Origin of the sequence: Dyella sp. (assembly GCF_035503745.1) — a bacterium.
Taxonomy (GTDB): domain Bacteria; phylum Pseudomonadota; class Gammaproteobacteria; order Xanthomonadales; family Rhodanobacteraceae; genus Dyella_B.
This window is the reverse complement of sequence record NZ_DATJTC010000020.1, coordinates 74,959-95,273: the sequence shown is the minus strand read 5'-3', so window position 1 is coordinate 95,273 and position 20,315 is coordinate 74,959. Positions and strand designations below refer to the sequence as shown.

The 20,315-nt window shown below is 65.5% G+C and carries 19 protein-coding genes; 5 read left to right on the top strand and 14 right to left on the bottom strand.

The window, feature by feature from the left end; all coding sequences use genetic code 11:
* Positions 1 to 106 precede the first annotated feature (106 nt).
* A complete protein-coding gene (locus VME63_RS08185; protein ID WP_325432116.1) occupies positions 107 to 982 on the top strand; it encodes a lysophospholipase in 876 nt (291 codons plus the stop codon).
* A 160-nt stretch (positions 983 to 1,142) separates the two neighbouring features.
* On the opposite strand, the gene VME63_RS08180 is transcribed toward VME63_RS08185, so the two are convergent.
* Positions 1,143 to 1,604, bottom strand: a complete 462-nt coding sequence (locus VME63_RS08180; protein ID WP_325432114.1) for a GNAT family N-acetyltransferase — start codon at positions 1,602 to 1,604, stop codon at positions 1,143 to 1,145.
* A 76-nt stretch (positions 1,605 to 1,680) separates the two neighbouring features.
* Between VME63_RS08180 and VME63_RS08175 the strand changes: the two genes are divergently transcribed.
* Entirely contained in the window at positions 1,681 to 2,535 is an 855-nt protein-coding gene (locus tag VME63_RS08175) for a class I SAM-dependent methyltransferase (protein ID WP_325432112.1), read from the top strand.
* 148 nt (positions 2,536 to 2,683) lie between these two features.
* On the opposite strand, the gene VME63_RS08170 is transcribed toward VME63_RS08175, so the two are convergent.
* The 8 genes from VME63_RS08170 to VME63_RS08135 all read right to left on the bottom strand — a co-directional run bounded on the left by VME63_RS08170 (position 2,684) and on the right by VME63_RS08135 (position 10,256).
* Positions 2,684 to 2,860, bottom strand: coding sequence for a DUF1328 domain-containing protein (locus VME63_RS08170; RefSeq protein ID WP_325432110.1), 177 nt, complete (start codon positions 2,858 to 2,860; stop codon positions 2,684 to 2,686).
* 97 nt (positions 2,861 to 2,957) lie between these two features.
* Positions 2,958 to 3,191 (bottom strand): CsbD family protein, encoded by a 234-nt coding sequence (locus VME63_RS08165; protein ID WP_325432108.1) that lies wholly within the window; start codon positions 3,189 to 3,191, stop codon positions 2,958 to 2,960.
* A gap of 431 nt (positions 3,192 to 3,622) precedes the next feature.
* The gene (locus VME63_RS08160) at positions 3,623 to 3,850 is read right to left on the bottom strand and encodes a CsbD family protein (protein WP_325432106.1); all 228 of its coding nucleotides are present in this window, start codon (positions 3,848 to 3,850) and stop codon (positions 3,623 to 3,625) included.
* Between the two features lie 249 nt (positions 3,851 to 4,099).
* Positions 4,100 to 4,894, bottom strand: coding sequence for an AcvB/VirJ family lysyl-phosphatidylglycerol hydrolase (locus VME63_RS08155; protein ID WP_325432104.1), 795 nt, complete (start codon positions 4,892 to 4,894; stop codon positions 4,100 to 4,102).
* Positions 4,891 to 7,494, bottom strand: coding sequence for a bifunctional lysylphosphatidylglycerol flippase/synthetase MprF (mprF, locus tag VME63_RS08150; protein WP_325432102.1), 2,604 nt, complete (start codon positions 7,492 to 7,494; stop codon positions 4,891 to 4,893). Before mprF ends, VME63_RS08155 begins: the two co-directional genes overlap by 4 nt.
* 159 nt (positions 7,495 to 7,653) lie before the next feature.
* A complete protein-coding gene (locus VME63_RS08145; RefSeq protein WP_325432100.1) occupies positions 7,654 to 8,262 on the bottom strand; it encodes a hypothetical protein in 609 nt (202 codons plus the stop codon).
* Between the two features lie 127 nt (positions 8,263 to 8,389).
* Entirely contained in the window at positions 8,390 to 9,214 is an 825-nt protein-coding gene (gene queF / locus VME63_RS08140) for an NADPH-dependent 7-cyano-7-deazaguanine reductase QueF (protein WP_325432098.1), read from the bottom strand.
* A 49-nt stretch (positions 9,215 to 9,263) separates the two neighbouring features.
* Positions 9,264 to 10,256, bottom strand: a complete 993-nt coding sequence (locus VME63_RS08135; protein ID WP_325432097.1) for an aldo/keto reductase — start codon at positions 10,254 to 10,256, stop codon at positions 9,264 to 9,266.
* Positions 10,257 to 10,372: 116 nt separating this feature from the next.
* Here VME63_RS08135 and VME63_RS08130 point away from each other — a divergent pair, with 116 nt between their 5' ends.
* A complete protein-coding gene (locus VME63_RS08130; RefSeq protein WP_325432096.1) occupies positions 10,373 to 11,272 on the top strand; it encodes a LysR family transcriptional regulator in 900 nt (299 codons plus the stop codon).
* 90 nt (positions 11,273 to 11,362) lie between these two features.
* On the opposite strand, the gene VME63_RS08125 is transcribed toward VME63_RS08130, so the two are convergent.
* Positions 11,363 to 11,764, bottom strand: coding sequence for an acyl-CoA thioesterase (locus VME63_RS08125; RefSeq protein WP_325432094.1), 402 nt, complete (start codon positions 11,762 to 11,764; stop codon positions 11,363 to 11,365).
* Between the two features lie 173 nt (positions 11,765 to 11,937).
* Here VME63_RS08125 and VME63_RS08120 point away from each other — a divergent pair, with 173 nt between their 5' ends.
* The gene (locus VME63_RS08120) at positions 11,938 to 14,286 is read left to right on the top strand and encodes a S9 family peptidase (protein ID WP_325432092.1); all 2,349 of its coding nucleotides are present in this window, start codon (positions 11,938 to 11,940) and stop codon (positions 14,284 to 14,286) included.
* A gap of 88 nt (positions 14,287 to 14,374) precedes the next feature.
* Here VME63_RS08120 and VME63_RS08115 read toward each other — a convergent pair whose 3' ends face one another.
* The 4 genes from VME63_RS08115 to VME63_RS08100 all read right to left on the bottom strand — a co-directional run bounded on the left by VME63_RS08115 (position 14,375) and on the right by VME63_RS08100 (position 19,467).
* Positions 14,375 to 15,589 carry an ABC transporter permease gene (locus VME63_RS08115; protein ID WP_325432090.1) on the bottom strand — a complete coding sequence of 405 codons (1,215 nt, stop codon included), beginning with the start codon at positions 15,587 to 15,589 and terminating at the stop codon, positions 14,375 to 14,377.
* Positions 15,590 to 15,597: 8 nt separating this feature from the next.
* Complete coding sequence (locus tag VME63_RS08110) at positions 15,598 to 16,911, bottom strand: ABC transporter permease (RefSeq protein WP_325432088.1); 1,314 nt, start codon at positions 16,909 to 16,911, stop codon at positions 15,598 to 15,600.
* Positions 16,912 to 17,003: 92 nt separating this feature from the next.
* A complete protein-coding gene (locus VME63_RS08105; protein WP_325432086.1) occupies positions 17,004 to 19,079 on the bottom strand; it encodes a M56 family metallopeptidase in 2,076 nt (691 codons plus the stop codon).
* A gap of 1 nt (position 19,080) precedes the next feature.
* Entirely contained in the window at positions 19,081 to 19,467 is a 387-nt protein-coding gene (locus tag VME63_RS08100; RefSeq protein ID WP_325432084.1) for a BlaI/MecI/CopY family transcriptional regulator, read from the bottom strand.
* A 212-nt stretch (positions 19,468 to 19,679) separates the two neighbouring features.
* On the opposite strand from VME63_RS08100, the gene VME63_RS08095 reads away from it, so the two are divergent.
* Positions 19,680 to 20,315, top strand: coding sequence for a DUF2076 domain-containing protein (locus tag VME63_RS08095; RefSeq protein ID WP_325432082.1), 636 nt, complete (start codon positions 19,680 to 19,682; stop codon positions 20,313 to 20,315).

Here is a 20,315-nt window from a genome sequence, read left to right as displayed (position 1 = left end):
CGTTGTTTCGCGTCACCGGCACCGGCATCGGCGCCGGTGTCCCGGGCCGGCTTCCCGCTGCGCGACGGGAAAGGTAAGGTACGCGCGGGGCCTCGGGAGCAGAGGGATGAAACCACAACAGCCGGCGCATGCCACGGCGGGGGATTCAACCGCCGCCGATACGGCCGCATCGCTGACCATGCCGGACGGGCAGGCGTTGTTCCTGCGCGATTGGCCGAATCGTTCGGCGCACGCGGCCGTGTTGGTCGTGCATGGCCTGGGCGAGCACAGCGGACGCTACGAGCATCTGGCGCAGTGGTTTCTTGCGCGCGGCTATGCGGTGCGCAGCTATGACCAGCGCGGCCATGGCCGCACGCGCGGCCGGCGCGCGGCCCTGCGTCACCGCGACGACCTGCTGCGCGATCTCGCGCACGTCTACCGGGACTACGCGCAAGCGTTTGGACGTCCACCCTTGCTGCTTGGGCATAGCATGGGCGGCGCGGTGGCCTTGCGCGCGGTGCTCGATGGCCGCGTGGAGCCGCCGGCACTGATTCTTTCATCGCCGGCCTTGCGCACCTATGAAGCACCCTGGCTACGCAAGCTGGCCAGCGTGCTCAGCCGCGTCGTGCCGAACCTGCCTTTGCGCAACGGCTTGCCGCTGCAAGGGCTGTCGCACGACACGCAAGTGATCGAGGCGTACCGCAACGACCCGCTATGCAGCGGCTGGGTTACGCCGCGCATGGCCGATTTCATTTTCCGCGCCGGCGCCAGCAGCATCACCGACGCCTGGCGGCTGCGCGTACCCACGCTGTTGCTGGTTGCCGGCAGCGACCGGCTGGTCGATCCCTCCGGCAGCCGCGATTTTGCCGCCGGTGCATGGGCGACGAAGCAACTCACCAGCCGGTTTTTCGACACGCTGTACCACGAGCTTTTCAACGAAACCGAAACCGGCCGGCACCAGGTATTGGCCCAGCTGGGAGAATGGCTGCGGCGCCAGCCCTAGGGCCGGGTCTGCTTGCCCGCCATCCGGCGTCATCGCGCAGTCGTGTACGGACGTACACGATTGCGCTCTTCCTTGGCTGGCGAGCAAACAGCTCCCGGCGCGGACCACGCCCATAGGATGAACAGGCCCTGGTACAGCGGCGCTATTACAGCGGCGGACGTTACAAGGCTTTGCGGTACACCACGAAGCCCGATTTCTGCGCCAGCTGGTCGTACAGCTGCATCGCCGTCGCATTTGTTTCATGCGTATGCCAGTACACGCGCGCGCAGCCCGCCTGCGCGGCCTGTCGGTAAACCGCTTCGATCAGCGCCCGCCCGATGCCCATGCCGCGCGCGGTTTCGTCGGTAAACAGATCCTGCAGGTAGCAGCTCGGCTCGATCTGGATGGTGCTGCGATGAAACAGATAATGCGCCAGTCCCAGCAACCGGCCTTCGTGCTCGGCGACCAGCGCATGTACCGGTTCGTAGGCATCGAAGAAGCGCGACCACGTCATCCGCGTGATGTCCGCCGGCAACGCGGTGGCGCCGCTGCGCCCGTAAAACGCGTTGTAGCCATCCCAGAGCGGGAGCCACGCGCGAAAATCATCATGCGTTACGGATCGGATGGTGGCCCAATGATGCATGCGGGTTCCTGTGGCCGGTTGCCGGCGGCGTGCGCGCGGCGCATGCTGCGCGGATCGATGCGGCGGTTGGCAGGTAATGGCAACGGGGTTGGAAAAAATACTCGGCGAGCTTGAGCAGGATCGTCTGTTATGTGTGCCAGATCAACTGCGCCGTCGTGCCGAGGCGCTCGACCGGCTGGAAACCGGCCTCATCCACGCGCCGGATCCGGCCGGCAACGACGCCGTTGCGTTGCACGCCCGGGCCGAGGCGTTCGCCGATGCGCTTGAAGCGGTGAATAGTGCGTTTTATCAATCGCTGCGCGAAGACATCCGGCAAGGCCGTGGCGCCGAGGCGCTGTCGGCATGCTTGCGCGAGCTGCCCAGCGACCATGTGCGGGGCGAGGGTTACGATTATCTCGACGAGATGGTCAGTGGTGTACTCCAATTCGATGAGCCCCGTGCGCACGGGGGCGCGCCAGGCGCGGAAATGGTGCGCTACCAGCCCACGCCGGCGCGGCATATTTTCGACTTCATTCAGCGGGCGCAATTGGGTGAACGCGACGTGCTGATCGACATGGGCGCCGGTCTGGGGCATGTGTCCTTGCTGAGTGCCATCTGCACATCGGCACGCTGCGTGGGTGTCGAAGTGGAGCGGGCTTATATCGACTGCGCGAGGCACGCCGCGCGTGCGCTCAATCTGCGCCGTGTGCGTTTCGTGCATGCGGATGCGCGGTCGATCGATCTATCGTCCGGTACGGTGTTTTACCTGTTTACGCCGTTCACCGGATCGATTTTGCGCCAGGTGCTGGGCATGCTTGAACGCGAGGCGGTCACGCGCGCCATTCGCGTGTGCACGCTCGGGCCTTGCACGGCGGTGGTGGCTGCGCTGCCTTGGCTACGGGCCGATAATGCGGTGCGCATGGATGGTGTGGCGGTGTTTCGTTCGTATTAGGAACGGTTCGCTCGGCTTGCATGGAGCGACATGTCCTCTTCCTCTCCCCGCGTGCTTGAAAGGAGAGGGAGCCCATGCGTCGGCAGATACAAAAGCGCCGCGACTGTCCACGGCAATCGCGACGCAAGCTGCTACCTACGGTTTGTCATTATAAGCGTGGCCCGCCGCGTCGGAACGCACCGGAAATCAACGACAACAGGAACAGCACGATAAAAACGAAAAACAGGATCTTGGCGATACTGGCCGCGCCGGCGGCGATGCCGCCGAAACCGAACACCGCGGCGATGATGGCAATGACAAAGAATACGGCGGCCCAATAAAGCATGATGGTCTCCTTCGAGGGGACGGATCGGAAAATGGCGTCCAAGCAATGCCGATGTCAGGGGGCGGTGCGTTCCTTCGGCACGTCCGCGCCGCCCCGCTCAGTGCTTGAGATGAGAGGGCGAGCGCCGGCTCATCTGCAGGCTTTCTTCAAAGGCCCGTATTTCGCGCTCGGCTTCATCGCGGGCGATGCCGTAGCGTTCCTGCAGACGGCCGGCAAGCATTTGGACGTTGCCTTGGACGATTTTCATATCGTCGTCGGTCAACTTGCCCCATTGCTGCTTGATCTTGCCGCTCACTTGGTTCCACTGGCCCTTGATGGTGTGCGGGTTCATGGCAAACCTCCTGCTGATCTAGGCGACTTTGGCCGGACGCGAATGATTCGATCAATTGGCCTGTGAACGATTTGTCCAGGCGCCGTGGAACCGTTCAGCGAGTTGAACGATCAAGGAATTTCGAAGGCGCCCGTGCGATGGATTCACAGCAGGCTAAGGTTTGCCGAGGTCAGGGAAGCCTGGGTGCGGCGAAGAGGCCTGGGCGGCTCAGGCAGGCCTGTTGCCTCGCGCCATGCGCGCATGCACATGGAACGCGCTGCGAGCGAAGCGGCGGGGCGCGCATCGGTCACATTCGCGATGCACGGATGACGCCGTGGTGTCGCCGGATGCACGGACATGCCCGGCGCTCGCCCCAACCCCGCACCAGCCCGAATGCGCCTTGCGTGCGACGCATGCTGGTGCGGGGCGGCTCATGATGGTATGGCGACCGGTTAGTGCTTGGTGCCGCCGAGTTGGCTTATCTGGTGCTCGAATTCGCGCACCTGTTGCTGCGCTTGGCCGTGGGCCATGCCGTAGCGCTGCTCAAGTTTGCCGGTGAGATATTCGGCGCTTCCGTCAGCGACATTCAGGTCCTCGTCGGTGAGCTTTCCCCAATGCTGCTTGATGTTTCCGGAAAGCTGCTTCCACTGGTTGTGGATAACATCCTCATTTCGATTCATGACAGTACCTCATTTGAACGATCGCACGCGCCACGCACATGCGAGTGGGCGGATTCGCATCGACAGCATGTGCCCGATGCGGCGATGGATTTGATCACGTTCGATGTAAATCCTTCGTGCCAGTTTTGTGCACGCAAGGGCTATGCCCGCGTGCGCGGGCACGGAGCGCGCATACGCGCTGCGCCGCGGCTTGGCGGCCACGGTGTGATGTGCGTGTCGATTTGGTATTAGCGCGCCGTCTGCGTTGCGTTATGGCGTGGCGGGCGCCTGCGGTGGTGCATCCGAAGGCAGGTCGCCGATCATGCGCGTGGCCAGCCCGTCGTAGTTGTAGTCGAAGTGGTGATCGCCGGGCATTTCGTAAACCTTGACCCAGACGGGCAGCTTCGGATCGTCGCAGACGGTATCGTCGCTGTCGTCCTTGCCGTAATAGCACACCACCGGCGGCTTGTTCTGCAGCGCGTCCAGACGTGGCAGTGCGGGGTAGTGCTGCACGGGGTTCAGCCACTGCATGATGGCCTTGGTGTGCGTCTTGAGCCAGTTCTCGGTCATGTACCCTTCCAGCTCGACTTCGAAGTTCACGTCGTTGCTGGGAGAGAGCAGCACCAGTTGCGATATGCGCGCGCGGTTGGCGGGGCTGAGCTTCTGCACGATGGTCGGCAACACGTCCGCGCCGAACGAGAAGCCGATCAGCCACACTTTCTGCTTGTGCCAGGCGGTGGTGTAGCGATCGATCAGCGCATCAAGATCACGCGCGGATTCGTCCGGCGAACGATTGCGCCAGTAATACGCCAGGCAGCTCACGCCCAGCACCGGAATGCCGCGCGCGGCCAGGCGGCTGCCGACTTGCTTGTCCAGGTCGCGCCAGCCGCCGTCACCGGAGTAGAACACCGCCAGCACGTTGTCATGGCCGGCGGGTGCCGGCGCGGTGGCGGGCAGTTTGGTGGTGGCGTCTTCCAGGCTCGGGCGGGGCAACGGCTTTAACACGATCAGGGCGGCGGCGACCGCCACGCACAGGAGCACCACAACGATGGCACGCACTTTCATCGACGCACGACTCCGGTAAGTCCGCCGGCGATCAGGCTGGCGACATTGGTGAGCACCACCGGCAGCGCGATACCGCCGGGTACCGCCATGTAGCGCGGCTCCCATTCCGGATCGAACTTGTCTTTGTAGCGGTGCAGGCCCTGGAAATTATAGAAGCGTTCGCCACGGCCGAAGATCAGCGCACCGAAGCGGTTCCACAGCGGCGCCTGGCGCCGGCTCTGCAGGCCCGAGAGCGGCGCCATGCCGAGGTTGAACCAGCGGTAGCCGTGGTCTTTGGCCCACAGCATCAATTCCACGAACAGGTAATCCATCAGGCCCACGGGGCTGTCGGGCACGTGCCGCATCAGGTCCACCGACGCTTCGTCCATGCTTTCGGTCAGCAGCAGGTTGGCGAAGGCCACCGGCTTGTCCTCCTGCCACACCACCGCCATCGGCGTGCGGGCCAGATAGCGCTCGTCGAAGCCGCCGAGGGAGAACCCTTTCTCGCGCACGCGCTTGTCGCGCAGCCACGCATCGGAGATGGGCTTCAAGCGCGGCAGCAGCGCCGGCACGTGTTCGGTCGGCACGATTTCCAGGCGCAGGCCGTCGCGGTGCAATTTGTTGACGGTGTTGCGCAGGCTCTTCTTCGATTTGCCGTCGAGGTTGAAGTGTTCGAGCTTCACGCGCGCTTCCTCGCCGACCTTCAGCAGGCTCATGCCCACTTCCAGGTACAGGTCCAGGTCCGCGGGATTGACCTGGTAGAACACCGGCCAGCCGCCGGCGCGTTCGCAGTGCTCGCGGAAGGTCCACACCAGCTCCTGCCGGGCGCGATCGTCGCGCCCGATCGGATCGCCCATCGCCACCCAGCTGCGTCCTTCGATGCCATACATGATGAAGGCCTTGCCGGCGGGATCGAACAGCAGGCTCTTGTCGCCCATCAGCGCCAGATGCGCCTGCGCGGAGGAATAGTGCTTGATCAGCGGCAGCGCGCGCGCCAGCTCCGCCTCGTCGGGCAGCGTGGGACGCGGGCGCGCCGAGCGGATCAGCGTGGTCAGCGCAAACAGCAGCGCCACGCCCGTGGCGCCGACCAGCGCGCGCAGCGCACGCGGCGCATTGCCGTGATAGAAACTGAATTGCCACCACAAGTCGCGGCTGTATTCCACGTGCTGGTAGCTGAAGAACACCAGCCACAGCGTGCAGCCGAGCACGGTGGCGCAGGCCAGCAGCCAGCCGAAGGAGAACGTCACCTCAAATAGCGACGCGCGCCGGTAGAACAGGCGATGCGCGGGCGCCAGGGCCACGGCGAGCAACACCAGCAAGGTGGCTTCTTCGTAATCGATGCCCTTGAGCAGCTGCGCCACGGCGCCGGCGATCAGCAGCACCAGCGTCAGCCAGTACGCGGCATCCAGCCGGCGCTGCAGGCCGCGCGCCAGGATCAGCAGGGACATGCCGATCACGCTGCTGAGAAAATGCGACACCTCCAGCACCGGCAACGGCAGCAGGTCGCTGAGCAGTTCCATGCGTCCGGGCAGCGCGGCGGTGGCGCCGGAAAAAAGCAGCACGGCGCCGGAGACCAGCGTGAGCCCGGCAAAGAACGGCGGCAGCAAACCATTGAACCAGGGCGAAAGCAGCGTCGCCTGCCGCAGCCCGCGCGCCTCGCGGATCACCACGGCCACAGCGGCCGCGCACAGCGGCAGCAGATAGTAGACGCCGCGATACGCGGCCAGCGCGCCAAGAATCGGCGCCGACAGCGCCTGGTTGCCGGTGGCGCCGAAGCCGGCCAGCATCACCGCTTCGAACACGCCCAGGCCGCCGGGCACGTGGCTGATCAAGCCGGCGATCTGGCCCAGCGCGAAAATCGCCAGGAACGAACCGAAGTGCAGCACCAGCGCGTCGGGCATCAGCGCGTACAGCACCGCGGCGGCCAACCCCCAGTCCAGCGCGCCGACGAAAATCTGGCGCAGGCCCACGCTTACCGGCGGCAGGCGCACGTCCCAGCGCCACACGCGGATCGGCCGGCGCACCAGCGCGCCGCCCAGCAACCACAGCAGCGGTATCGCGCACAGCACGATACCCAGTGCCAGGCGCGCATGCGTCAGCGTCAGCCCGGGCGGCAACGGCACCAGCAGCAGGGTGACACCGGTGATGGTAAACAGGCCCAGCCAGAAACTGATCGTGCAGAACAGCACCACCTTGGCCACTTCCATCGTGGTCAGGCCGGCCTGGATATAGAAGCGGTAGCGGATCGAGCCCGACACCAGCATCGCCATGCCCAGCGTGTTGCTGAAGGCGTAGCTGATGAAGGAAATCAGCGCCACGCGCGGCTTGGGCAGCTTGCGCCCGATCGTGTCGAGCGCGAACAAATCGTAGAGCGGCATCACCGCGTAGCCGAGCGCGGTCAGCACGATCGCCTGGCCGATGCGTCCGCGCCGCAGCCGGTGCATGTACTGGCCCACCTGGTGATAGCTCACCTCGCCCGCCAGGCGGTACAGCGCCCACAGTGCCAGGCCCAGCATCAACACCGACAGCGCCGGGCCAACGAATCGACGCAACCAGTCCGGGCCGGGCCGGCTCAGTGCGTCTTCCTGGCTAAGGACTTCGGCCCCGCCTTGCTGCTCCACGCTAAAACTGCCTCTCGATTCCCCGGATCGCGATGGTGCCATACCGGACATTGCACGTAACGACTTGCGATGCCATGGGAGGCGTATTCATGCACGTCCTATCCCACAACAAAAGGGCGCCCAGCGGGGCGCCCCGGTGTACATCCATGTCGAGGAGGCTTAGCTCTTCTTGACCTGGAAGGTCTTGCTGGCGACCTGCTTGCCATCGAGCAGGATATCCACTTCGTACTTGCCTTCCGGCCACAGATCGGGATTGACCACGCGGAAGGTGGTGGTGGCCGGGCCGTCGGCGACGATCGACTGGCTGACGCTGTTGACCATCTTGCCGCCGCCTTCCAGGTAGCTCCACTTGGCATTGAGGGTGGCGCCGGCGGTGCTGCCGGTGGTGTCCACGCTGACGTAGAAGGTTTTCTGGCCGGGGGAGAAGGTGGTCACTTCCTTGCGCACCTTGTGGTCGGCGTTGACCGCATCGCCCAGCATCACCGTGCTCACCTGGAAGCTATCGGCATTGGCGGGCGCCGGGGCGGTCGCCGCGGCCGTGGTGCCGGCCGGTGCCGGGCTCGCCGGGGCGGCGGCGGTATGCGCCGGTGCCGGGGCCGTGCTGGCCGGTGCCGGCTTGGCCGGGGCGGTGCTGGCGGGGGCCGGCGCCGTGCTCGGGGCAGCCGGCGCGCTGGCCGGCTGCTGCTCGTTCTTGCCGCAGGCGCTGAGCGCCAGCAGGCCGGCAAACGTGACGCTGTAGAGGGCGGCGGAACGTGCGGAGAGTTTCATGGGCGGGATTCCGAAAATAAGGGTGCGAAAAAACCGTAGGCCATCGGCTGCGGGCAGCAGAGAAGGCTAGCGCCGCCGATATGAAGTGCCGATGACCGGGGGCGCAAGAGTGTACATTTTTGTGACGCTATTGCCTTGCCCCGCGGGTGTTGGCGGGCAATGCCTGGCCGGTACTGCGGAATGGATTGATGTCCAGGCCGCCACGGCGCGTGTAGCGTGCGTACACGCTCAGTTGCTGGGGCGCGCAGCGCGCCATCACGTCGACGAAGATGCGCTCCACGCACTGTTCGTGGAATTCGTTGTGGGTGCGGAAGGAGACCAGGTAACGCAGCAGGCCTTCGCGGTCGATCGGCGTGCCGCGGTAGGCGATCTGCACGCTACCCCAGTCCGGCTGGCCGGTGACCGGGCAGTTGGAGCGCAAGAGGTCCGAAACCAGGCTTTCTTCCACCACGCCGGCCTGCGCATCGGTGCGCAGGTAGTGGGCCTTGGGCGGGCCGTAGTCGTCGATGGCAAGCGGCAGGCCGTCGATCAATTGGCCGTCCAGATCGGCAAAAACGTGCTGCGCGGCGCGCGGCGCCTGGATATGCACCATCACCGGCGCGCCCGCCGCGCGCGACAGATCCTGCTGCAGCAGCGCGCTCAGCGCGGCGGCGCTGGCAAGCGGCTCCTGCGCGAAACCGTTGAGATACAGCTTGAACGATTTGGATTCGATGATGTTGGGCGAGTGCGCCGGCACCTGAAATTGGGCCACCGCCGCGACCGGCTTGCCGCGCATGTCCAGCCAGGACAGTTCATAGGCGTTCCAGATGTCCACGCCGTGGAACGGCAGCGGTTCGCTCACGCCTATGTCATCGCGTTTGGCCTGGCGCGGGATGGGAAACAACAGGCTGGGATCGTAGCGATCGGCGTAGACGGTGTGCTTGCCGAGCGGGGAGTGTTCGGGGGTGCTCATCCACCCATTTTATAAGCAAGCGCCGTCCCTGGCGCGGCGCGCGGCGCCTTTATGTCTCGATGTGCGCCATGGCGACCGGGGCGTAGCGCTCGCCGACCGCCGCATCGGGCGGGAAGATTTCGGCCAGCGAGGCCAGTTCCGCCTTGTTCAGTTCCACCTCGAGCGCGCCGAGGTTTTCATCCAGGCGCGAACGGCGCTTGGTGCCGGGAATCGGCACGATGTCCTGGCCCTGTGCCAGCACCCAGGCCAGCGCGAGCTGCGCGGGCGAGCAGCCTTTTTCCTCGGCCAGCCCCTGCACCTGCTTCACCAGCCGCAGGTTATGAGTGAAATTCTCGCCCTGGAAGCGCGGGTTGCTGCGGCGGTAATCGTCGGCCTCGAAATCCTCCGGGCGGGTGATCGCCCCGGTGAGAAACCCGCGCCCCAGCGGCGAATAGGCCACCAGCGCAATGCCCAGCTTGCGGCACAGCGCCAGCGTGCCGTGCTCTTCCGGATCGCGTGTCCACAGTGAGTATTCGCTTTGCAGCGCGGTGATCGGATGCACCTTGCTCGCGCGCTCGATCGTCCCGGCCGAAGCCTCGGACATGCCCAGGTAACGCACCTTGCCCGCCGTCACCAGGTCGGCCATCGCGCCGATGGTTTCCTCGATCGGCACGCTCCGGTCCACCCGATGCTGGTAATACACATCGATATGGTCCACGCCCAGGCGCATCAGGCTCGCGTCGCAGCTGGCGCGCACGTATTCGGGGCGGCCGCTGACGCCGCGCAGCTGCGGCTGGGCCGGATCGCGCAGCAGGCCAAACTTGGTCGCCAGCACCACCTGCTCGCGGCGTCCCTTGATGGCCTTGCCGACCAGCACCTCATTGGTGAACGGACCGTACATGTCGGCGGTATCGAGCAGCGTCACGCCGCGATCCAGCGCGTGATGGATGGTGGCGATCGATTCGGCATCGTCGCCGCTGCCGTAAAACTCGCTCATGCCCATGCAGCCCAGCCCGAGCGCGGAAACGGTAGGTCCATTCTTGCCGAGGGTGCGGGTTTGCATGATCGGTCTGCCCATGAGGGTGGAGAGCGGGGTGGGGTGCACGCATCATCGGCGCCCGCGGGGCTGGGATAAATGCTCAATAATGAGCATCACTATTCCATTGGGATCAACAATCCATGGACCGTCTCGATGCCATGCGGCTGTTCGCGCGAATCGTCGAATTGGGTAGCTTCACCGCCGCGGCGGATGACCTCAGCCTGCCGCGCGCCACCGTCACCCACGCCATCAAGGCACTGGAAGAACGCCTGCGGACACAGCTGCTGCGGCGAACCACGCGACGCGTGCAGGCCACCCGCGACGGCGAGGCGTACTACGAACATTGCCAGCGCCTGCTTGCCGACGTGGACGCGGTGGAAACCGATTTTCGCGAGGCCAACGTGCAGCCGCGCGGACGTCTGCGCATCGACCTGCCGGCGCACATGGCCAGGCTGTGGCTGATTCCCGCGCTGCCGGCTTTTTTCGCGCGCTATCCGCAGATGGAGCTGGACATCGGCACCGGGGACCGCTTCGTCGACCTGCGGCGCGAAGGCGTCGATTGCGTACTGCGCGTGGGCCAATTGCCCGATTCGGGGTTGGTCGGGCGGCGCGTGGGCATGCTTGAACAAGTGACCGTGGCCAGCGCGGCGTATCTGCGCAGGGAAGGCGTGCCGCGCATCCTGGCCGATCTGCACAGCGGCCACTATGCGGTGAACTGGGCCTCGCCGACCACGCATCGCTGCGAGCCGCTGGAGTTCATGGTCAAGCGCAAGCGGCGCGAGGTGACGCTGCCGGGACGGGTCACGGTGAGCGGCGTGGAGGCGTATCTGGGCTGTTGCGAGGCGGGTCTGGGGCTGGCGCAGTTTCCGCGTTATCGGGTGGCGGAGGGGGTGGCCGGCGGGCGGCTGAAGGTGATCTTGCCGCAGACGCCGCCGCCGTCGTTGCCGGTGACAGTGCTTTATTCGGGGCATCGGCAAATGCCGGCGAGGTTGCGGGTGTTTGTGGATTGGTTGGTGGAAGTGATGGCCAGGCAGCTCTGATGCGGCTTGCGCTTTGTCGCGCCACTCGAGCGCATGAGCGCCATTTCCTTCACGCTTGCGTGTTCGTCATCCCGCAGGTGTGACCCTGTCTCAGGCGCTAGGCAGCGCCGGAACGGGCGTGGGCGAGCCATTGGAGTCGAGCGCGATCATCACGAAGCGGCCGGTGGTGCAGACGCGGCGGTCGCCGGTGAGCGGATCTTCGGCGGTCATCTCCACTTCCACCTGCATCGAACTGCGCCCAGTGCCGACGATGCGCGCCACCAGTTCCACCAACTGGCCCTTGCGCACGGGTACGCGAAAGCTCACCTCTTCCGAGCGCGCGGTGACCACCGTGCGCCGGGCATGGCGCGAGGCGACGATAAAGGCGGCCTTGTCCATCCAGGCCAGCGCCTGGCCGCCGAACAGCGTGCCCAGGTGGTTGGTGTGATCGGGGAATACCATTTCCAGCAGGCGCGCTTCGGGCAGGCTGGGGTGGGTCGCGGTGGGGCTCATGGGGTCGATCGCACGGGGAAGGGAGCGCACACGATACGTTGCCGCGCGCCCACGCGCCATGGCGCCAGGTACCTTTGGCAGGGGTCGGGGTGGGCCGGGGGCATTACGATGAAGGGTGGTGACTGTCTCAGGTGGCCGCGTCCGTGGCCGTTGGTTTTTCAAGGGGAGTAAGCATGCATTCGAAAACAGGCATGTCGCGCCTTTATGGCGCCATGGTGTGCGCCATCGTGGCCGCTACCGCGTATGCGGGCAGCGCCGCGGCCCAGGGCCGCACGTTGACGGCACAGGATTATGCGCAGGCCGAGCGCTACATGGGTTACAACACCCAGCCTTTGGTGGATCACGCCGTAGGCATCGTGCATTGGCTGGACGGCACGCATTTCTGGTATCTGGACCACGACGCCAGCGGCGATCATTACAAGCAGATGGATGCCGCCAACGGCAACGTCTCGCCGTTGCTGGACCAGGCCAAGCTCGCCGCCGCGCTGAGCAAGCTCAGCGGCAAGCCGGTGAAGGCCGACAAGCTGGGCATCATGGAATTCCGCGTCGCTGCCGACGGGCGCGACGACATCGACGTGCACGGCACGCACTACCTGTGCGATCTGAAGGGTGCCGGTCAGTGCGTGGACAAGAGCACGCTGGTCAAAACCGGTCCGGAGCCGGGCGTGTTGTCGCCGGACCGCAAGCAGGAAGCCTTCATCCGCAACTGGAACCTGTGGGTGCGCGATGTCGCCACCGGCAAGGAAACCCAGCTCACCACCGATGGCGTGGAGAACTTCGGCTACGCCACCGACAACGCCGGCTGGAAGCACACCGACAACGCCATTCTGGAGTGGTCGCCCGATTCCAAGCAGATCGCCACCTTCCAGCAGGACCAGCGCAAGGACGGCGACATGTACCTGGTGACGACCAAGCTCGGCCACCCGGAGCTGCAGTCGTGGAAGTATCCGCTGGCCGGCGACAAGAACGTGACGATGATCGAACGCGTGATCATCGATGTGCCGGAGCACAAAGTGGTGCGCCTGAAGATGGAGCCCGATCAGCATCGCTCCTCGCTGTGCGACGACATCAGTTGCGGCGAGGATGGCGGCTGGGATGACGTGAAGTGGGCACCCGACAGCAAGACGCTGGCGTTCGTGTCGACCTCGCGCGACCACAAGCATGAAACCTTCCGCATCGCCGATGCGGCAACCGGCGACGTGCGCACGGTGTTCCATGAAGACGTGCCCACCTACTACGAAAGCGGCAACGGCGCGGTCAACTGGCGCTATCTGCCGGCCACCCATGAGGCGATCTGGTTCAGCGAGCGCAACAATTGGGGCAACCTGTATCTGTACGACCTCACCGACGGCAAGCTCAAGCGCGCCATCACCACCGGCGAAGGCAATGTCACCGAAGTGCTGAAGGTGGACGCGAAAACGCGCACCGTGTGGTTCCGCGGCGTGGGCCGCAGCGCGGGCGTGCAGCCGTACTACCAGCAGTTCTGGAAGGTGAGCCTGGACGGCGGCCAGCCGGTGCAGCTGTCGCCGGAGCCGGCCAATCACATCATTACGATGTCCGACGACGGCAAGTATTTCGTCGATAGCTACTCCACCACCGACAAGCCGCCGGTCACGGTGCTGCGCGATGCGAACGATGGCCACACCGTGGCGACCGTCGCCAAGGCCGACATCTCGCGCCTGCTCGCCACCGGCTGGCGGCCGCCGCAGCAGATCATCGTGAAAGCGCGCGACGGCAAGACCGATCTGTACGGGCTGATGTACAAGCCCACGCATTTCGATCCAAGCAAGAAATACCCGATCATCGACTACATCTACCCGGGTCCGCAGACCGGCTCGGTCTACACCTACGGCTTTGCGACGGCGCAGGCCGACCATCAGTCGCTGGCGGAGCTGGGCTTCATCGTCGTGGCCATCGACGGCATGGGTACGCCGTGGCGTTCGAAGTCCTTCCACGATACGTGGTACGGCAACATGGGCGACAACACGCTGCCCGACCAGGTCACCGCGATCAAACAGCTCGCGCAGCGTTATCCGTGGATCGACATCAACCGCGTGGGTATCTGGGGCCATTCCGGCGGCGGCAACGCTACGGCGGACGCGATGTTCAGCTATCCGGACTTCTTCAAGGTAGGCTGGTCCGAAAGCGGCAACCACGACAACCGCGAGTACGAGGACGACTGGGCCGAGAAATGGCAGGGCCTGTTGGTGACCCACAAGGATGGCACGACCAATTACGACAACCAGGCCAATGAGGACATGGTCAAGCACCTCAAGGGCAAGCTGATGCTGGTGCACGGTTCGATCGACGACAACGTGCCGCCTTACAACACCTTGCTGGTGGTCGATGCGCTGATCAAGGCCAACAAGGATTTCGACATGCTGTTCATCCCCAACGTGCATCACGGCTACGGCGCCGCGACGCCGTACGCGACGCGCCGCCGCTGGGATTACTTCGTGACGTACTTGGCCGGCAACACGCCGCCGCTGGAATACCAGCTCAAGCCGTGGCCGTGGCGTTGAGGTAAGGAGAGCGCGCAGCGGCATGCGTTGCCTGCCGCTGCGCGCCTGTTCCATCGCGGGTCCGCCGGACCCGCCGCACCCTCGCCGATCAACCCGAACGCACCGCCGCCACCGGCGGCACCGCGGCCGCGCGCAAGGCCGGCCCGAACACGGCGAGCTGCCCGAGCAGCCACAGCGCGATCGCGCCGATCACCGGATACAACACAGGCAGCCGCGGCTGTTCGTAATGCGCCATCAGCGCCATGTTCAGGGCATAGGCGAGGATCGATCCGAGCACGACACCGGTGCTGACGATCAGGAAATTTTCCGTCTGGAAGTAGCGCAAGATGTCGCGACGCGTGGCGCCCACCGCGCGGCGGATGCCGATGGAACGCTTGCGTTGCTGCACCCAGAAACTGGCCAGGCCCGCGATGCCCAGTGCCGTGACAAATAAAAGGCCCAGCGCCGCGGCGATCAGCAGCCCGATCATGGTGCGGTTGCGCCGGAAATAGTCGGCGCGCAGTTGCGTGAAGGTTTGCGCGTGGCGAACAATGCGCTCGCCGTCGAGGCGTAGAAGTGCGTCGGTGGCTTCTTTCAGCACGCGGTCGCGGTCTTGGGGCGAGGTGCGCAGCACATAGGTCACTTCGTTCGCATCGGGCAGCATCGGAAACAGCGTGACGTATTCGCTGTCGCTCTCATCGTGCAGGCGCGGGCGCAGCAAATGATCCACCACGCCCACGATACGTACCGGCTTTTCGTCGGGATAGATCGACTTGCCCAGCGCGTCCTGGCCGGGAAACAGCCGCTGGGCCAAGGCCCGCGTGACGATGACGGCCGGCACGCGGTCGATGCCTGCCCAGTCGTGGGCGGTGTCGATCGGCACGTATTCGTCGGGCCGGAAATCGCGCCCTTCGACCAGTTTCAAGCCCAGCGTGGCAAGCTCGCCGGGCGTGCCGTTGAACGCGGCGGCCACGGCGCGCGTGGGGCCATCCTGCACCAGCGTGATGCCGTTGGCCCACTCGCGCAGGTACAGCGGCAGGGTGTCGACCGCTGCCGCCGAGCTGACGCCGCCGATCGCGCGCAAGGCAGCCAGATCGGTGTCGTGACGCACCAGTGGCGGCGTGCGGCTGTCCAGGTCGGTGCTGTCGATCATCACCAGCTCGTTCTCGGCCACGCCACTGGCAAGGCCAAGCTGCGTCACGCGGTGAACGATCATGAAGGCGACGTTGCAGACGATGGCGCAGGTCAGGCTCACTTGCGCGATCAACAGCAGCGCGGTGAGCCGGTGGCGGGTGAGCGCGGCGGCGATGGGTGGGAGCGACATGATGGGCCTCATTGGGTTTTCAATTGCATCGCCGGCGCGATGCGGCAGGCTCGCCATGCGGGCAGCAACCCGGCGAGCAAGCTGGCGAGCACGGCCAACGCGAAGGTGGCGGACAACATGGCCAGATCCATTTGCGCGAGCTGCGCGTAACCGTCGGGGCGTTGCCGCACGCTCCACAGGCCAAGCTGCGCAATCGCCAGACCGAGCATGCCGCCGGCCAGCCCGATCACCGACGATTCGATACCCAGTTGCAGGAAAATGTCGCGCCGCCGCGCACCTAGCGCGCGGCGCACGCTGATTTCGCCGCTGCGCCGCAGAAACTTCGCCAGCAGCAGCCCGACGATGTTGACCATGCAAACGCCCAGGAAACCCAGCGCCAGCCATAGCTGCAGGCGCAGGTCGTCGGGAATCACGCGTTGCAGGGTCAGCCAGTCCATCAAGTCGTACAGCCGTGCGTCGACCGGGCGCTGGAAGCGGCCGTGCGCCTGCTGGTCGCGCCAGTAGTTGGCGAGAAAAACGCGATACGCGCGCGCCTTGGCCGCACTGTCCAACTGCACCCAAAACTGCAGCCAGGTGCAGTGATCGCTGTTGCGCGCATCGCCGCCATTACTCCAACAGCTCATGCGGCCGTCGAACGGCAACTTAAGTTCCTGCGCGGTAGCCAGCGGCAGGAAAAACTGATCGTCGTGGCCGAAAGAGCGATCGTCGATCTGCGCGTAGAACAGCGGCTGCGGGTGCCAGGGGCCGAGCACGCCGACGACGCGGAAATCGGTGTCTTTCAATCGCACCGTCCGGCCAATGCCCAATGCGTTGCCAAACAGCTTGCGGTCCAGTTCCGCACTGAGTACGGCCACGCGCGCATGCGCTTCATCGTCCTGCGCGGTCCAGCCACTGCCGGCGCGGAAGGGCGTGCCGAACATGGCGAAGAAATCGGCGCTGACGTAGTGGCCCGATTCGAAGAACGGTCGTTGCGTGTCCTGCATCGGCTGCACCGGTACGCTGCCGCCGGCCATCGCGGCTTGCCGGTCGGCCCGCGCGGCGTGCAGCAGGTACATGGCGTCGGGCCAGGTCATCGCGCCGTCGGGCGTGGTGTCCTTGGACGCGACCTTCGGTGCGTCCTTGCTTATCGGATATGGATCGATCGCCGGCACATACAACTGCGCGCTGCGGCCGGGCAGCGGATCGCCCGACATCACGTGCAGCACGGTGATCATGGTCATGCTGGCACCGATGCCGATCGCGATGGCCACGATCATCAGCGCCGTCATCACCCGGTTGCGTTTGAGGCTGTAGAGCGCAAGCACAAAGTAGTAGCCGAGCATGGATGACTCCGGAAAAAAGGGCGCGACTGACCTTCCGCCCACAGCGTGGGCGGTGCGGTACGTTGGTTTTGCCTACCTGCTGGTGGCGCGCGTCAGCGCGCCACGGGTTGTGCCAGGCCTTGGGACACTGCCTCGTCGATCAGCTTGTCCAGCTGCTGGTCCACTCGCGCGGATGCGGCCTTTTGCCTGGCCGACATGGCCGCTTCGCGCGCGGACATGTCGGCTTGCTGCGCGCTGAGCGCCTGCGCCTGCCTGGCGATGTCCTTGTGTTCGCGATCGATCTCGGCCTGCTCATCGCGGATGCCGCGCAGCTCGCCTTGCATTTCGCTTTCTTCTGATTGCGACGCCGCGGCCTGCACCGCAGCCTGCCGTTGGGCGGTTCTCGCTTCGATGAGTGCGCGACGGTTTGCCAGCGAGGCCAGGCGTTCGGCCAGCGCTGCCTCGCGGGCGGCGAGTCCTGCCTGCTGGCCGGCCAGCGAGCCTGCTTTGCCGGCGAGTTCGCCCTGTGCCTGCGCGAGTTGTTCGACCGGCTGCATCAGCTGCCGCGCCTGGCGAATCGCGTTCGCATCGTGGATCACGTAGGCCTTGTCGTCGCGGCGGAACCACATCATCGGCTGATCGGCTTTGTTCAACTGGCGGGCGTCCGCAAGATCCTTGTCGCTGCCTTTGAGCAAAAAGTTATCGCCATCGAAGATCGCTATGCCACGCGCTGCACTAGGCTGGGTGTCGATGTCGACGTGGTAGGCGAGGACGCCGAAATGCGCAGCCGGTGGCGTGGGTGGAGCGGGCGGCGCGGGCGCCGCAGGTGGGATCGGCGGTGGCGGCGGGAGCGGATGTTTGGCCCGCGTTGCAGGTGTCGGCAGGGTTGCTCGTGTTGCGGGCATTGGCGGTGTCGGCGGCGTGATAGGCGTCGCCGGCAGGGCGGCTAGCGCCGGTGCCGACGCCGACGCCTGCGGTGCGGCTTTCGCTGCGGGTGCGGGCTTGGACGCTTTCATCGCCGTGCGATGCATCGCGGACGCCGCGGGAGCAGGCGATGCTTGCGCTGCCGCCGTTTCTTGCGGCGAGGACAGTGCGATGTCTTCGTCCATCGCGGTGGCCGGCGTTTGCGCCGTTTCCTCGATGTGCTCGGAGCTGTTCGCCGTCACGCGGTAAGGCAGCACGCCAGCCAGCGCGATCACGGCGACCAGCACCCAGCCGCGCGTGCGCGGGGCCGTGTCGCCCATGCCCTGCTGCAACATCAGCAGCCTGCGCTTGAGGCTCTGGAAGGTCGAGGAAGCGCCGGCAAGGCTCGAATGCACCGGCGCGGCCACGCCAAGGCGCAGCAGCAGATGGCCATAGTCATGCGGCGCGGCGCGATGGCGCTGCAACACTTGCGCGTCGCAGGCGGCTTCGCGATAGATCGAGTATTCGCGCATCGCCCAGCGCACCAGCGGATGGAAAAAGAACAGGCGTTGCGCAATGGCGGGTACCCAGCCCAGCCACAGGTCGCCACGACGCAGGTGCGCCAGTTCGTGCGCCAGCGCCATCGCCAGTTCTTCGCAAGACAGGGTCTTTTCCGACGGAAGCAGCACCACAGGACGCAGCAGGCCGGTCACCTGCGGCGACACGATCGCATCGGAAGTGCGCAACCGCGGCACGCGGCGCAGGCCGAGCTTGCGCGCCTGTTCGGCGAACATCGCCTGCAAGGCCGCATCGTGCGCGGGCTCGGCGCTTTGCAGCAGAATGCGGCTCTCGCGCCAATGACGGGCGACCCACAGACTTTGCAGCAAGACGCCGAGCAGCCATGCCGCAACGATCGCCTCGGGCCACGACCACGTCGAGGGCGCAGGTTCGGCGACCGCGGATGCGCTCGGTTTGCGCAACAGGACAGGTGCGGTGGAAGGCGAATCCTGCGTGATGGCCGGCGCGCGCACTATCGCCATGGGCGCAACGGCTTCGAAGACGGGCGCCGGCGCTTTCAGCCAATGCAATTGCACCGGCGTGCTGATGGCGACACCCAGCACCAGCTGCAGGCCGACCAGCCACCACAGCATGCAGCGCATGGCGGGCGACAGTCGCGGCAGGTAGCGCGTCAACAGCCACAGCGCGCCGATCAACAGGGTACCCTGCGCGGCGGTCCAGGCCAGCCGCACGAACAGGACATCGACCAGGTGCGTGAGCATATCCATCTCAAGTCTCCTTGCGCCGCGACTGCAGTTGCGCCACCAGTGCTTGGAGTTCGGCCAGTTCGTTGTCGCTGACCTCGGCTTTCTCCGACATCCATGCGACGAAGGGCGAGAGCGATCCGGACAGCGTTTTTTCCACGAACTGGCCGATCGCGTTGTTCATCACTTCGCCCGGTCCGGTAGCGGTGCTGTAGCGATACACGCCATCCACGTGGCGCCGCCGCAGGTACGACTTGGCGCGCAGGCGCTCCATCATGGTCAGGACGGTGGAGCGCGCCAGGCCGCGCGCCTCGCCGAAATCGGCGGCCACCTCGCCCACCGAGGCGTGTTCGTGGCCGGCCAGGTAATGCAGGAGCGCCAGCTCCTGATCGCCGATGGATGGCTTGCTCATGGGACGGCTCGCTTGACTACAGATGTAGTCAAGCTACGCCATGCCTACACCTGTAGTCAATAGGCCGCAGGGCATCCAAAGATGAACGCCCGCACCGGGGCAAAGCGATGGGACTAGCACGAAGGTCACCCCTTGAGGTCATACAAGCCGTGCATACTTTTTCCGGTGCCCGCATGGTGCCGGCACCCTTAAGCAGTCCAACGGATACTTCCATGACTCCCCAGGAACAACTTCTTCTCGACGATTTCCTCCAGCGCCTGGCCGCCGTCAACGGCGTGGCCAAGGACGCGCAGGCCGATGCGCTGATCCATCAGCGTCTGGCGGGTCAGCCCGACGCGCTTTACCTCCTGGTGCAGCGCAGCCTCCTGCAGCAGCACGCACTGGATGCCGCCAAGGCGCAGATCGCGCAGTTGCAGGCGCAACAGGGCCAGCAGCAGGGCGGCGGCAGTTTCCTTGGCGGCCAATCGCAGCCGGCGTGGAACAACACGCCCCCGCCGGTGCCGCAGCAGGCGGCTCCGACCTGGCGCGAGCGCCTGTTCGGTGGCGCCACCGCCGCACCGCAGAGTGCCGCGCCCAGCTTCCTGCAGAGCGCTGCGACCACCGCCGCGGGCGTTGCGGGCGGCATGTTCCTGTTCGATGGCATTGAAAGCCTGCTCGGCGGCCATCACGGCGGCGGTTTCTTCGGCGGCTTCGGCGGACAGCCCGAAGTGATCGAAAACGTTACCGAGAACAATTTCTTCGACGACGGCAACCGTGGCGGCTTCGATGGCGGCAACCAGGATTTCTCGTCGTCGGATTTCAACGACGACAACTTCAGCGGCACCGACGACGACAGCAGCTGGACTTGA